This is a genomic window from Azospira inquinata (genome assembly GCF_018905915.1).
In the GTDB taxonomy this organism is placed as follows: domain Bacteria; phylum Pseudomonadota; class Gammaproteobacteria; order Burkholderiales; family Rhodocyclaceae; genus Azospira; species Azospira inquinata.
In genome coordinates this window covers 2,281,414-2,294,326 of record NZ_CP064782.1, presented here as the reverse complement: position 1 = coordinate 2,294,326, position 12,913 = coordinate 2,281,414, and the positions used below count along the sequence as shown (strand labels likewise).

Below are 12,913 nucleotides of genomic sequence, written 5' to 3'. Positions count from 1 at the left end.
GTCAGTCCATCCCCAGGCGTTCCATGCGGTAGCGCAGGGAACGGAAGGTCACCCCCAGCAGCCGGGCCGCCGCCGTGCGGTTGCCCTGGGTTTTGGCCACCGCCTCCCCGATAGCCTGGCGCTCCACCCGGGCCAGATAGGCATCCAGGGTTTCCGCTGCCAGGTCCGGGCCTTCCGGCGCCTCCCCGTCGTCCCGGGAAAGGCGCAAATCGTCGGCCAGAATGGCCTGGCCGTTGTGCAGGGCCAAGGCCCGCTCCAGCACGTTTTCCAGCTCCCGCACATTGCCGGGAAAGGCATAGCGGCTCAGGGCTGTCATGGCGCTGGCGTCCAGATGGGGCGTTTGGCCCGACCCGGCCAGACGGGCCAGGATGGCGATGGCTAAATCCGGAATGTCCTCCGGTCGCTCCCGCAGGGGGGGCATGAATAGCTCAATCACATTGAGCCGGTAATAGAGATCCTGGCGGAAGCTCCCCGCCGCCACCCCGGCCTGCAAATCCTTGTGGGTGGCGCAAATCACCCGCACATCCACCGCCTCTTCCCCGGTAGCGCCGATGCGGCGCACTTTTTTCTCCTGCAAGGCCCGCAGCAGCTTGACCTGCATGGAGAGGGGCAAATCCGCCACCTCGTCGAGGAACAGGGTGCCCCCGCTGGCGGCCTGGAAAAAGCCCTCCCGGTCCCCTTCCGCCCCGGTGAACGCTCCTTTGCGGTAGCCGAAAAACTCGCTTTCCATGAGATTTTCCGGAATGGCGCCGCAATTTACCGGCACAAAGGGCCCCTCGGACCGGTTGCTCTGCTGGTGGATAAGGCGGGCGGCCAGTTCCTTGCCGCTCCCCGATTCCCCGGAAATGTAGACCGGGGCCTGACTGCGGGCCAGTTTGCCGATCATTTCCCGCACTTCCCCAATGGCTCGGGAAGCGCCGATCAGGCCCCCTTCCGCCGCCAGGGCGGCAGGCTGCCCCGGAATTTCCAGGGCTGATTTAATCAGGCTGCGCAGCTGATCCAGGGCCACGGGTTTGGCCAGGTAATCGAAGGCCCCGGCCTTCAGGGCCGCCACGGCGTTTTCGGCACTGCCAAAGGCGGTGATCACCGCCACCGGCGTGGCGCTGTAGTGCTCCCCGATGAGGCGCACCAGCTCCAGGCCTTCCCCGTCGGGCAAACGCATGTCCGTGAGGCATAGCTGGTAAGGATGGGCGGCCAACAGCTCCCGGGCTTCCCCCACCGTACCGGCGCAATCCGCCGCCAAGCCCATGCGGGACAGGGTCAGGTCCAGCAGCTCCCGGATGTCCGCCTCATCATCCACCACCAGCACCCGCTGCAATTCTCCCCGGGAACGCCGTTCCCCTTTTACGACTGACATAGTTTGTGACTCCTCCCCAGGAGACGGAAGTGGGCACCCTGGCCCGGCCCGTCATCTACCAGTTCCAGGCGGGCCCGGTTGGCCTCCGCCAGTTCCCGGGCAATATACAGACCCAGGCCGGTCCCCTGATTATGGGTGGTAAAAAAGGGTTCAAAAATCTGTTCCGCCAACTCGGGCTTAACCCCCGGGCCGTCATCCGCCACATGGATTTCCACCCCGTCGGTGCCATTGGCCACGGCCCAGAGGCGCACACTGCCCGGCTCCCGGCGGCTGTGGCGCAGGGCGTTGGCCAGGAGATTCCAGAGAATCTGATTGAGGTGGGCCCGATCAAAGCCCAGCATCACTCCGGGCGGACAGCTCACCAGCAGCACCGCCGGATCCAGCCCTTCCCGGGACACAAATTCCTCGGCAAACAGGGGCAGGGCGGCGGAAATATCCAGGCATTCCTCATGGCGCCGGTCCCGCCGCCCCACTTCCAACACATCCCGAACAATCCGTTCCAGGCGCCCGGCGTTATCCAGGATGATGCGTACTAGGCGCCGATCCACCTCATTGGCGCAGCCTTCCCCCAGCAGTTCCCCCGCATGATTAATGGCGGACAGGGGATTACGGATTTCGTGGGCGATATTGGCGGTAAGGCGCCCCAGGGCCGCCAGCTTAAGCTGCTGGGACTCTTCCTGGAGCCGGTCCATATCCTCCAGCAGCACCAGGGCATCCCCCTCGCTACTGGCGGTGGATAGAATGCGGGCGAAGAGTTGCTTGCCCGTGGCGGGGGCCACCAGTTCCACCGCCCCTTCCCCCCGGCCCTGGCGCCACTGGAGAAAATGCTGATAAAGGTCCGGCCCATAGGGTTGGAGGCTGCCCCGATACCCCTGGGGCACCCCCAGGAGGGCCTCGGCCTGGGGATTATGCAAACGCACATTGGCGGCGGGAGAGACCACCAGTACCCCGTCCTGCATTTCCTGGATTACCCGTTGGGAAATCTGGATCTGGTTCCCCAGTTCCACCCCCCGGCGCCAGGCCAGTTCCTCATTGGCCACTACCCGCCGGGCCAGCAGGCGGGCGGAAACGGCAGTGGTGAAAAACCCCGCGCTTAAAAGCCCGGCCTCAAAAAAGCTCATGGGGTCAAAGTGGCTTTGCAGGGCCTGGAGCACCTGTTCGAATAACAGGGCCAGGGTAGCCACCGCCGCATAAAACAGCACCATGCGCCCCTGGCCCACCAGCCCGGCCCCCGCCAGGGAGACCAGCAACATGGCGCTCAAGCCCCCCTTGGGGCCATTGCCCGCGTACATGAGGAGGGTCATCACCCCCACATCCAGCAACACCTGGACCGTGAGTTGCAGGCTGAAACGGTGCCGCCAGCGGTTGAGCACCAACAAGGCGGACAGGGTGCAGAGGAAGTAAAAGCCCACCCCGTACTGGTACAGCTCCCGACTGCCCTGGGTCAGCAGATCAAAATCAAAGGGACGGAAATCCGGGGAAAGGAGCAGGAGGCTGGCGACGATGCAACGGTAAAGATTGTAGTAGTGCAGGGAGCGCCAGTAGGACTCCCTCACCCCGGCCGCCTCCGGCCCCGTGGGCCCGTCCGACGGCAGGTAATCAGCGGCCACGGGCTTCATCCGCCAGCCGATGGGCCGGGCAGCAGTAATGTCGGGGACCGGCCTGCACCGCCTCTTCCACGGGGAAATACACGCCACAATGGTCACATTGACACATGGTCCCTTCCCGGAGGGCCTGAGGCGCCCGGGCCACGGCCGGACGGCGCCGGCTCCACCAGCGCCACAGCAGAAAAGCCACCAATCCCCAAAAAATCAGTCGTCCCATACCTTCAGCCCGTCCTAGGCTGTCCCAATAACACAGCCTTTGAGCATAACCCAGAACCTGTCCCGGGCCCAAAGGCCCGAACCTGGTGCCTCCACCCTTCGCCGGAAGCCCATAAAGAAAAACCCGCCATAGGGCGGGTTTTTTCTGAGCCAAGCCAGGGGGCTTACTTCAGCTTGGTTTCCTTGTAGACCACGTGCTTCCGGACTTTGGGATCGTATTTCTTGATCTCCAGCTTTTCCGGCTTGGTCCGCTTGTTCTTGGTGGTGGTGTAGAAGTGTCCGGTACCGGCGGTGGACTCCAGCTTGATCTTTTCACGCATGGCCTATCTCCTTAGATCTCGCCACGGGCACGCAGGTCCACCAGGACTTCGTCGATACCCTTTTTGTCGATGATGCGCAGACCGGCGTTGGAAACGCGCAGACGCACCCAGCGGTTTTCGCTTTCCACCCAGAAGCGGCGGTATTGCAAATTCGGCAGGAAGCGGCGCTTGGTTCTTCTATTAGCGTGGGAAACGTTGTTTCCCACCATGGGGGCCTTGCCCGTCACTTGGCATACTCGCGCCATGATTGTTGCTCCGGAAACTTGGAATGGAAAGCCGGTGATTCTACTTTAAAATCCGGATGAATTTCAAGCGTTTTTTCGCTTTTCCCTGGGGAAGGAACACCGATACCGCCCTGATCCAATAGGCTGGAGGGAGTGACCGGTGGATTTTACCCTCCGTCCGCCCCGCCTCAAAGCCAGCCCCGCTCCGCAAAGGATAGGGGCGGCGCCGTGCCGGCGACGATGAAATGGTCCAGCAGTTTCACCTCCACCAGGGCCAGGGCGTCCTTCAGGGCCCGGGTCAATTGGTGGTCGGCCCCGGAGGGTTCGGCCACCCCGGAAGGATGGTTGTGGGCAAAAATAACCCCGGCTGCATTGTGCGCCAGGGCGGCTTTCACCACTTCCCGGGGGTAAACGGAAGTCTGGGTGAGGGTGCCCTGGCTCAATTCTTCCGCCAGGAGCAGGCGATTCTGGGCATCCAGCCAGAGGGCTAGGAACACTTCCTGGGGACGCTGGGCCAAAGCCAGACGCAGATAATCCCGTACCGTTTCCGGGGAAGACAGCCCGGCCCGCTGGCTCATGGCCTCCCCCATGGCGCGCCGAGCCATGGCCAGAACTGCCTGCAACTGGGCGTATTTGGCGTCCCCCATGCCGGGCACCTGGGCGAAGGCGGGGCGTTCGGCGGCAAACAGTCCGGTCAGGCCGCCAAAGCGGTGCAACAGGTCCCGGGCCAGATCCACCGCGCTTTTGCCCCGCACCCCCACCCGCAGAAAAATAGCCAACAGTTCCGCGTCGGACAAATGGGCGGCGCCGTGACGCAGCAGCCGTTCCCGGGGACGCTCCGCTTCCGGCCAGTCGGTAATTGCCATGGCTTTCCAGTAGAATCGGGGGATTCGCCATTCTAGCGCGAGCTTTCGATTTAATGACAAACGAATTATTCCAGACGCCTGCCGCCTCCCTTTCCCCCATCGGGGAACTGACCGGGCAGCGCATCCTGCTAGGGGTGAGCGGCGGCATCGCCGCTTATAAGGCGGCGGAACTGGTCCGCCTCTTGATCAAGGCCGGGGCCCAGGTCCAGGTGGCCATGACCGCCGCCGCCACCCATTTCGTCACTCCGGTCACCTTCCAGGCCCTGTCCGGTCAGCCCGTATTCGTGGATCAGTGGGACGCCCGGGTGGGTAACAACATGGCCCACATCGACCTGTCCCGTCAGGCGGACGCCATTCTGGTGGCTCCTGCCTCCGCCGACCTGCTGGCGAAAATCGCCCAGGGTCGGGCCGATGACCTGCTTTCCACCCTGATCCTGGCCCGTAACTGTCCCCTGCTGGTGGCTCCGGCTATGAACCGGCAGATGTGGGAAAACCCGGCCACCCAGCGCAATGCAGCCCAGCTGGCGGAGGACGGGGTGGTGCTTCTGGGCCCGGACGCCGGGCCCCAGGCCTGCGGCGAAGTGGGTGACGGCCGCATGTGGGAGCCAGAAGCCCTGAAAGAGGCCCTGGTGGGCTTTTTCCAACCCAAGCATTTGGCCGGGCGCCGGGTGCTACTCACCGCCGGGCCCACCTACGAGGCCATCGATCCAGTGCGGGGCATCACCAACCTGTCTTCGGGGCGCATGGGCTACGCCCTGGCCCGGGCCTGCCAGCAGGCGGGGGCCCAGGTCACCCTGGTTTCCGGCCCAACAAACCTGCCCTGCCCCCTGGGGGTGGAGCGGATTGCTGCGGGCAGCGCCCGGGAAATGAGGGAAGCGGTACTGGCCCGGGTGGGAGAAGCCCAGGTCTTCATCGCCGTGGCCGCCGTGGCGGACTACCGGCCAGAACAGGCCGCCCCCCAGAAAATCAAGAAAACGGCGGAAAACCTGACCCTGAATCTGGTCAAAAATCCGGACATTTTGGCGGAGGTAGCGGCCTTGCCTAACGCTCCCTTCTGCGTCGGCTTTGCGGCGGAAAGCGAAAATCTGGAGGCCTACGCAGAAGCCAAGCGGCAAAAGAAACGCCTGCCCCTGGTGGTGGGCAATCTGTTCAGCGATGCCTTTGGGGGCGAAGAAAACAAGGTGGTGCTGTTCGATGGGGATGGCGCCCACCCCCTAGCCCCCGCCAGCAAGGCCCGGCTGGCGGCCCAGATCGTCGCCCACCTGGCCGGACTGCTGGCCGCCCCGGTCCGGATTTAATCCCCGATCCGCCCCCCCTTTACGGAGTTCCGATGAAGCCCTCTATTGACGTCAAAATCCTGGACGAACGGCTGCGCCAGCTGCCCCCCCAATACGCCACCCCCGGCTCCGCCGGTCTGGATCTCCGGGCCTGTATCGAGGCCCCGGTACACATCCACCCAGGGGAAACCATCCTGGTTCCCAGCGGCATCGCTCTTCACCTGGCCAACCCGGGCCTGGCGGCCATGATCCTGCCCCGCTCCGGCCTGGGGCATAAACACGGCATTGTGCTGGGTAATCTGGTGGGTCTGATCGATTCGGACTATCAGGGGGAAATCCTGGTCTCCACCTGGAACCGGGGCAAGGAAGTTTTTGTGCTGAATCCCATGGACCGGCTCGCCCAGCTGGTCATCGTTCCCGTGCTCCAGGTGAATTTCAATCTGGTGAGCGAGTTTGAGGAAAGCAACCGGGGCACCGGGGGCTTCGGCAGCACGGGGAAACACTGACCCGGGGGGCGGGGGGACCGGGTTCCGGCTCTTCCCCAACCCTACCCGGGGCCTGCCCCAGGGGATAAAACCCTGGGGCAGGCCCCGCTCTCCGGAGAACCGGTTCCTCGGTTCAAAAAACCGCCCGATCAATCCCCATCAGGCGCCTCACCGCCCTTCCCTTACCACCTTCCCAAGGTGGCCAGCGCTCCGATTCCCGGGGCGCCACAAAGCCCACTTACCTCTCCCAACCCTGGCAGCGCCTGGCTCCGCCTTTATCCGGCGTTTCGCTCCGCCCCGGAGGCCCCCGCCAGTTGCACCTGGGCGCTGCCCAGGAGGCGGACCTCCCTTTGGGGGAAGGGAATTTCAATACCCAATTCCTTGAAACGCTTCCAGATGGACAGGTTGATGTCGGAGCGGATGTTGCCCGTGCCCTGGTCCGGATCGTTGATCCAGAAGCCCACTTCCATATCCACCCCGCTGTCGGCGAAATTCACCAGATAGGCCCGGGGGGGCGGGTCCTGGAGCACCCGGGGATGGGCTTTGGCCAATTCCACCAACACATCCAACACCTGTTCCATATCCGAGCCGTAACCCACCTGGACCGCCGTCTTGATAAATACCCGGGTGTCGGTAAAGGACTGGTTTTGCACCACGTTGGCGACAAAAAACTCGTTGGGGATGATGTGCTCGATGCCGGAAAGGGCCCGGAGCACGGTGTAGCGGGTGGTGATCTGGGTCACCACCCCGGTGGTGCCCGCATCCAGGGTAATGAGATTACCCAGGCGGATGGAGCGGTCCAGCAGAATGATGAAGCCGGACACGTAGTTGCTGGCGATTTTCTGCAAGCCAAAGCCCAGGCCCACCCCCAGGGCGCCACCGAAGACGGACAGGGTGGTGATGTCGATGCCCACCAGGGAAAGGCTGATGAGCACGGCCACCAGGGTCAGCAGGGCTTTCACCACCCGGGCCAGAACCACCCGCAGGGAGGAATCCAGCTGTTCCGTGCGCATCAGGCGCCCTTCCACCAGCCCCCCCAGCCAGAGGGCGGCCAGGACGGTGACGAAGATGGTCACTAGGCCGTGGAGCAGCATCCACAGATTCAGTTCCTGGCGCCCCACTCTGAAGCTCACCTGCTCCATGAGGTCGATGACCCCGTCGTCCAAACCGACGATGTTGAGGGCCACCGCCCCCCACACCACCAGGGCGATGAAACGCTCGGAGACGGCCAGCCAGCCGGAAGGGGCAAAGGCCTGGCGCAGGATATAGACCACCAAGCGAATCATGCCCAGGGAAAGGAGCAGGGGCACGGCCAGATTGAAGAGATTGACGTGCATGTAGGGCCGCAGCAGGGGCCGCAGGGTCAGCACGAAGGCCAGGGCGAAGGCAGGGAATAGCAGACGGGCCACCCCCCGGCGTCCTACCCGCCAGTTGCCCTCCTGGGCGCCCCGCACCCGGGATCGCAAGGCATAGGCCAGCCAGCCGGCCAGGGACAGGGAAACGGCCAGACAGGCTACCTGCCAGAACACATTGGGCTGTTGCAGGTCGTCCAGAATGTCAGCCAGCATGGCAGGCAATTCCATGGCCCTCTCCTCTTAACTGCGACGTTCCAGGACGGCGGCGAAAAAGGCATCGCAGCCGTGTACCTGGGGCACCAGGGCGAACCGTTCCCCCAGGCCCGGGACGGGGATGCCCTGCTTGTCCAGGATAGCGGCGGCGGACACGGGGGCAAAATCCGGATGGGCGGCCAGGAAGCCGTCCACCACCCCGTCGTTTTCTTCCCGGAGCAGGCTGCAAGTGGCATAGACCAAACGGCCGCCGGGGCGCACCAGACGGGCGGCGGCGGCCAGAATGGCGGCCTGCTTTTGGTTCAGCTCCGCCAGGGCCTCGGGGGACTGGCGCCATTTCAGATCCGGATTGCGGCGCAGGGTGCCCAGGCCGGAACAGGGGGCATCCACCAGCACCCGGTCCGCCTTGCCCGCCAGGCGCTTGAGCTTGGCGTCATGCTCATGTTCCAAACGCATGGGGTGAACATTGGAGAGGCCGGAGCGGGCCAGCCGGGGTTTCAGATTGGCCAGACGCTTTTCCGACACGTCGCAGGCGTAGAGGCGCCCGGTGGAACGCATGAGGGCCCCCAGCAGCAGGGTCTTGCCCCCCGCCCCGGCGCAGAAATCCACCACCATTTCTCCCCGCTTGGGGGCCCCCAGATAGCCGAGGAGCTGGCTGCCTTCGTCCTGGACCTCGAAACTGCCGTCCAGGAACAGGGGATGACGAGATAGGGCGGGCTTGTCCTCCAGGCGCAGGCCCAGGGGGGAATAGGGGGTAGGCTGGGCACCGATGCCATCGGCTGCGAGACGGGTCAGCACCCCGTCCCGGGTGGCCTTCAATGGATTGACGCGCAGATCCAAGGGGGCGGGCTGGTTAATGGTCTGGGCCAGGGCGGCCACCTGAGCCGCCGGCCATTGGGCGCAGAGGCGCTCATAGAGCCAATCGGGCAAATCCAGGCGGGCCGCCGGGGAAAGCTGGGCCAGCTCCGGCGACGCCCCTTCCGGAGCCCCATTCTCCGCCCCACCGGGCTGTTCCAGCTGATGATGCAGGCTGGCCCATTCCCCCTTGGCCTGACCCAGCCAGGCCTGTTCAGAAGCCTGGGCCAGGCCTTCCAGCTGGCGCAGGTTTTCCCCCCGCAGGCAGGCCAGCAGGGCCAGCAACAGACGCCGGGGGGTGGGCTCGGGACGGCTGAGGAATTCCAGGGTACGGCGGCGGCGCAGCACGGCAAACACCGCCTCGGCGACAAAGCCCCGGTCCCGGTGCCCCAGGGTCCGGTTGGCCCGGAAATAGTGGGAAAGCACCGCATCGGCGGGATGCTGGAATTCCAGCACCTGGCCAAGTACGGCGGCGGCATGTTTAAACAGGGCGGGCGCCAGGGCAGGGGTATTTTTCATGGTTCTTTGGGCAGATTGATGTCGAAGGCGATCTGATCGTACAGGTCACCCTTGCGGTCGATATAACGGATTTTCACCGGCACCAGGTAATAATCCTGGGCCAGCCAGATTTCCATGGTGCTGTCCCCCGTCATTTTAAGGTGCACCGTGCTAATTTTGCCCTGGGGCAGGTCCAGGTCCTCCGTACCCACCACCTGGAAGTGGAAACGGTCGTATTTCTTGCCGGTGGCCACCATCACATCCCGCCCCCCCGCCAGGGGCCGGTAGCCAAATTGGTAATAGAAGCTGATGAAATCCTGGGAACCGGGCTGCAAGGGCACGGGGGCGCCATGCTGCACCGCCACCTGATTTTTCCCCCAGTCGAATTCCGCCCCTTCCTGACTTTCTTCTCCGTGGCGCTTGACGCTGAAATGCTCGGGCTGGAGCCCCTCCGCCGTCACCTTGCCTTCACTGGTGTAGGTGATTTTGGCCGGGTGAAAAACCGCCGCCAGACCGGTGGTCTCCGTCACCCCGGTAAGCCGGTAGTGGCCATCCTGGATTTTCCAGCGGTGGGTGGTCTGGCCCACCTCGAATTTCTGCACCCCCCGGGAGACGAGAAAACGGATGCTGCCGCTCTTGGGCAGCCGGGGATTCACGTCCCCGGCCGGTTCCGGCAGCAGATACGAAGGAGCGGCGGACGTGCTCCCCTCCGCCGCCGGGCCAGTCTTGGTGGCCCCACCCTCTGAGACCTCCTTGGAGGAGGGATCATTGTCCGCCGTTGGGGCGCTCTCCGCCTGAGCAGCCGGAGCGCTAACGGGCTGGGGGGCCGGGGCTGGCGCCGGATGGGGCGGCGGCAGGCGATGGCGCCGTACCGGAGGCGGCAGGGGCTTGGGAGGCTGGCGCAGTTCGGCGGACAGGGGTGGCGTCCGATTGTCCAACAGGGACGGCAAGTCCACCTGGGGCCCGAACAGGAGCCCCAGATGGACCAGGAGGGACAGGAACAGCGCCAGTCCCAGAGCCCGCTTCGGGCTAATCACGGGTTTAGTCCAAAGACGGCGCAAGTAGCGCCCCCTCCTCCGCCGGGCCGACCCGCAGCACCCGACCGTTGGCCACGGTCAGGCGACCTTCCGCAAACCAGCGCACCGCCGCCGGGTAGATGCGATGCTCCTGGGCCAGCACCCGGGCCGCCAGACGGTCCTCGTCATCACCATCCAACACGGGCACGGCGGCCTGGATAATAGCCGGGCCGTGATCTAAGGCCGGGGTGACGAAATGGACCGTGCAGCCGTGGATGCGGCAGCCCGCTTCCAGAGCACGCTGGTGGGTGTGGAGGCCGGGAAAGGCGGGCAGCAGGGAAGGATGGATATTGATCAGGCGCCCGGCGTAATGGACCACGAAGGCTTCGGAAAGAATGCGCATGAAGCCCGCCAGCACCACCAGATCCGGGGCAAAGGCGTCGATGCGTTCCATGAGGGCCCGGTCGAAAGCCTCCCGGTCCGGGTAAGCCTTGTGGTCCAGGGCCGCCACAGGCACCCCGGCGGCCTGGGCCGTGGCCAGGCCCCGGGCATCGGGGCGGTTGCTCAGTACCGCCGCCACCCGGGCGGGATAGGCAGGATCGGCGGCGGCCGTCAGGAGGGCTTCCATGTTGCTGCCCCGGCCGGAAATCAGGATAACGACGTTTTTCTTCATTTGATCGGACTTAAGGCGGCGACGGGGAGAAACACGGCCGTCGCCAGGTTTTGGGCCACTTGATTGACGGTGCGCCCGGTCTTGTCTTCCATGACCAGGGCGAGAAAATCCAGGAGGGCAATCATGCGCCCCATTTCCCGCTCAAAGGACAGGTTGCGGCTGGCACCGTCCAGATCGTTACTGAGCAGGAACAGTTCCCCGGCCCCGTCCCGGGAATGGTTCAGGCGCCAGGAGGCGATTTCCAGGTTGCGGGCAGAGTTGTAAAGCTTCTGGGCATTGAGGCTGTCGAAAAGAAAAAATTCCGTCTTGTTCTCGAAAGCCGCCCGGGCCATGGTCACCAGCCCCACCATCAGGGCCAGCACCCGGTCTCCATGATAATCCTCCCGGAAGGCCAGGGAGGCGGCCTTGCCTTCCCGCCGCCCCTCCAGTTCGGGCCAGGGGTCCTCGCCGCCTGGCCGGGGAACGGTCAAGAAAATCCGCTCCACCGCCCCTTCTAGGGACGTCTGGTTGGCCTTCTTCCACTCCCGGGGATTACGCCGGTAGAGTTTTTCCGCCAGGCGATGGAGACCGCTCATGACCTCCCGCTGGTCGATTTCCGCCACCCGGTCAATGTCCGTTTTGGCCAGGGCCCGGGGATCAAAGCGGCTTTCCTGATGGCCGTCGGGCCCGCTACGGGTGGCACAGCCCCAGAGCTGGCCCAGGAGCAGGCCCAGGGCCACCCCCAGGCACCAGCGCCAAAGCCAGCCAGGGCGCCGTGGGCCGACCGAGGGAAAGGGCACGCCCGCCGCCATGGCCCGCCTAGGCGGCCCGGGAGGCCGCCCGATGGCGCAGGTAGCCGATCAGGGCGGGCAGGAGGGACACCACCACAATGCCCAGAATCACGGCGGTGAGGTTTTGCTTGATCCAGGGCTGGTTACCGAACCAGTAGCCAGCCAGGGTCAAGGCCCCCACCCAGCTGATGCCGCCGATCAGGTTGAAGAGGCCGAAGCGCAGGTAGCTCATGGCGCCGATCCCGGCCACAAAGGGGGCGAAGGTACGGAACAGGGGCAGGAAGCGGGACAGGATCACCGTTTTGCCCCCATGGCGCTCGTAGAAGGCGTGGGTCTTGAGCAGGGCGTCCTTATTGAAGAAGCGGGAGTTTTCCCACTGGAACACCCGGGGCCCGAGCCAGCGGCCGATGGCGTAATTAAGACTGTTGCCCAGCACGGCGGCCAGGGACAGCACCACCAGGAGCAGGGCCAGGGACATGTCGCCGATGGCCGCCAGGGCCCCCGCCACGAACAGCAGGGAATCCCCGGGCAGGAAGGGGGTCACCACAAAGCCGGTTTCGGCAAAAATGATGAAAAACAGGATGGCGTAAATCCAGGGGCCGTACTGGACCACCAGGGCGGAAAGGTGCACATCCAGGTGCAGAACGATATCGATGAAGGCGCTGAGCAAATCCATGGCGGGACGGCGGCTCGGCAGAGCCGCCGGAAAGGGATGAAGCCGGGATTTTACCTTACTTGCGCAGGGAACCCCGGGGCGGCTCGTTGAGCACGGCCCAGAATAGGCCCAGGGACTTCACCGCCTCAATGAAATCCCGGAATTTCACCGGCTTCACCACATAGGCATTGCAGCCCAGGCGGTAAGCCTCTTCCAGATCCAGTTCTTCCCGGGAGGAAGTGAGCATGACCACGGGCACGGAGTGGAGGACCGGGTCTCGCTTGATCGCCTGGAGCACCTCCAGACCGCTCACCAGGGGCATTTTCAGATCCAGGAGTATGAGGGCGGGCAGGCCTTCCGGCCGGTCGGCAAAGGCGCCCCGGCGGTAGAGGTAATCCAGGGCCTGCTCCCCGTCATTGACCACCTGCACTTCATTGGCCAGATGGGAGGCGTCCAAGCCTTGCAGGGCCAGTTCCACATCCCGGGGATCGTCTTCCGCCAACAGAATACGCTTCAGTTCCATGAT

The 12,913-nt window shown here is 64.5% G+C and carries 15 protein-coding genes; 2 read left to right on the top strand and 13 right to left on the bottom strand.

The genetic code is table 11. The features are described 5' to 3' along the window. Window position 1 precedes the first annotated feature (1 nt). The 6 genes from Azoinq_RS10505 to radC form a co-directional block, all read right to left on the bottom strand. The gene (locus tag Azoinq_RS10505) at window positions 2-1,357 is read right to left on the bottom strand and encodes a sigma-54-dependent transcriptional regulator (protein ID WP_216129311.1); all 1,356 of its coding nucleotides are present in this window, start codon (window positions 1,355-1,357) and stop codon (window positions 2-4) included. Continuing rightward, entirely contained in the window at window positions 1,345-2,967 is a 1,623-nt protein-coding gene (locus tag Azoinq_RS10500) for a two-component system sensor histidine kinase NtrB (protein WP_232368461.1), read from the bottom strand. Before Azoinq_RS10500 ends, Azoinq_RS10505 begins: the two co-directional genes overlap by 13 nt. Further along, window positions 2,957-3,181, bottom strand: a complete 225-nt coding sequence (locus tag Azoinq_RS10495; protein WP_216129315.1) for a PP0621 family protein — start codon at window positions 3,179-3,181, stop codon at window positions 2,957-2,959. Before Azoinq_RS10495 ends, Azoinq_RS10500 begins: the two co-directional genes overlap by 11 nt. A 163-nt stretch (window positions 3,182-3,344) precedes the next feature. Next, entirely contained in the window at window positions 3,345-3,500 is a 156-nt protein-coding gene (gene rpmG, locus Azoinq_RS10490) for a 50S ribosomal protein L33 (protein WP_216129316.1), read from the bottom strand. 11 nt (window positions 3,501-3,511) lie between these two features. Then, window positions 3,512-3,745 carry a 50S ribosomal protein L28 gene (gene rpmB, locus Azoinq_RS10485; RefSeq protein ID WP_216129318.1) on the bottom strand — a complete coding sequence of 78 codons (234 nt, stop codon included), beginning with the start codon at window positions 3,743-3,745 and terminating at the stop codon, window positions 3,512-3,514. 167 nt (window positions 3,746-3,912) lie between these two features. Then, window positions 3,913-4,590 (bottom strand): RadC family protein, encoded by a 678-nt coding sequence (radC, locus tag Azoinq_RS10480; protein WP_216129320.1) that lies wholly within the window; start codon window positions 4,588-4,590, stop codon window positions 3,913-3,915. 53 nt (window positions 4,591-4,643) lie between these two features. Here radC and coaBC point away from each other — a divergent pair, with 53 nt between their 5' ends. After that, entirely contained in the window at window positions 4,644-5,888 is a 1,245-nt protein-coding gene (gene coaBC / locus Azoinq_RS10475; RefSeq protein WP_408627064.1) for a bifunctional phosphopantothenoylcysteine decarboxylase/phosphopantothenate--cysteine ligase CoaBC, read from the top strand. A gap of 32 nt (window positions 5,889-5,920) precedes the next feature. Next, window positions 5,921-6,373, top strand: a complete 453-nt coding sequence (gene dut, locus Azoinq_RS10470; protein WP_216129322.1) for a dUTP diphosphatase — start codon at window positions 5,921-5,923, stop codon at window positions 6,371-6,373. Window positions 6,374-6,627: 254 nt separating this feature from the next. Here the strand turns inward: dut and Azoinq_RS10465 are convergent, their stop codons facing one another. Genes Azoinq_RS10465 through Azoinq_RS10435 form a run of 7 tightly spaced genes read right to left on the bottom strand, consistent with a single transcriptional unit; the run spans window position 6,628 to window position 12,910 of the window. After that, window positions 6,628-7,935: a mechanosensitive ion channel family protein gene (locus Azoinq_RS10465; RefSeq protein WP_216129324.1), complete on the bottom strand. Its 1,308-nt coding sequence runs from the start codon at window positions 7,933-7,935 to the stop codon at window positions 6,628-6,630. Between the two features lie 12 nt (window positions 7,936-7,947). Further along, window positions 7,948-9,294: an RsmB/NOP family class I SAM-dependent RNA methyltransferase gene (locus Azoinq_RS10460; protein WP_216129326.1), complete on the bottom strand. Its 1,347-nt coding sequence runs from the start codon at window positions 9,292-9,294 to the stop codon at window positions 7,948-7,950. After that, complete coding sequence (locus Azoinq_RS10455) at window positions 9,291-10,310, bottom strand: DUF3108 domain-containing protein (protein ID WP_216129328.1); 1,020 nt, start codon at window positions 10,308-10,310, stop codon at window positions 9,291-9,293. Before Azoinq_RS10455 ends, Azoinq_RS10460 begins: the two co-directional genes overlap by 4 nt. Before the next feature lie 4 nt (window positions 10,311-10,314). Then, window positions 10,315-10,962 (bottom strand): phosphoribosylglycinamide formyltransferase, encoded by a 648-nt coding sequence (gene purN, locus Azoinq_RS10450; protein WP_216129330.1) that lies wholly within the window; start codon window positions 10,960-10,962, stop codon window positions 10,315-10,317. Beyond that, entirely contained in the window at window positions 10,959-11,741 is a 783-nt protein-coding gene (locus Azoinq_RS10445; RefSeq protein ID WP_232368460.1) for a hypothetical protein, read from the bottom strand. The genes purN and Azoinq_RS10445 overlap by 4 nt, the downstream gene beginning before the upstream one ends. Before the next feature lie 19 nt (window positions 11,742-11,760). Continuing rightward, window positions 11,761-12,408, bottom strand: coding sequence for a DedA family protein (locus tag Azoinq_RS10440; protein ID WP_216129332.1), 648 nt, complete (start codon window positions 12,406-12,408; stop codon window positions 11,761-11,763). 55 nt (window positions 12,409-12,463) lie between these two features. Next, complete coding sequence (locus tag Azoinq_RS10435; RefSeq protein ID WP_216129334.1) at window positions 12,464-12,910, bottom strand: response regulator; 447 nt, start codon at window positions 12,908-12,910, stop codon at window positions 12,464-12,466. Window positions 12,911-12,913: the final 3 nt, after the last annotated feature.